The organism is Bradyrhizobium sp. Kon10 (genome assembly GCF_055807395.1).
In genome coordinates this window covers 1-309 of sequence record NZ_JBVVOZ010000173.1, presented here as the reverse complement: position 1 = coordinate 309, position 309 = coordinate 1, and the positions used below count along the sequence as shown (strand labels likewise).

The following is a 309-nucleotide window of genomic DNA, read 5'->3' as shown; positions in this document are numbered from 1 at the left end:
GCCGACCGCCAGTACAGTTTCCAACGGTCGGTTGCGTCGGTCGGTGTCTGCGGGTTGATCGCGGTTTGCATCTCGCTCCCCGTGGTTCACGATCGCCTCGGGGAGACGGTCAGTACCGCAATGGCCGACATTAGAGTGCCGACCCTCAATAGCCGCGACAATGCGAACCTGGAGCGCGGCTACTACGAGAACCTTGTCAATGTCGGCGCATTTAACCCGGAACTGTGGATTGTCTATGGCCAACGACCACCCGACGGATGGGAAGGGTTAAACGAGTCGCCGCTGATCGAGTTCACGGGTGCGCTTCCC

The 309-nt window shown here is 60.2% G+C and carries 1 protein-coding gene; it reads left to right on the top strand.

Translation table 11 applies throughout. The features are described 5' to 3' along the window. Positions 1-120: 120 nt before the first annotated feature. The coding region (locus tag AC0L2O_RS36590) for a hypothetical protein (RefSeq protein ID WP_473373177.1) at positions 121-309 on the top strand (189 nt) is incomplete at its 3' end.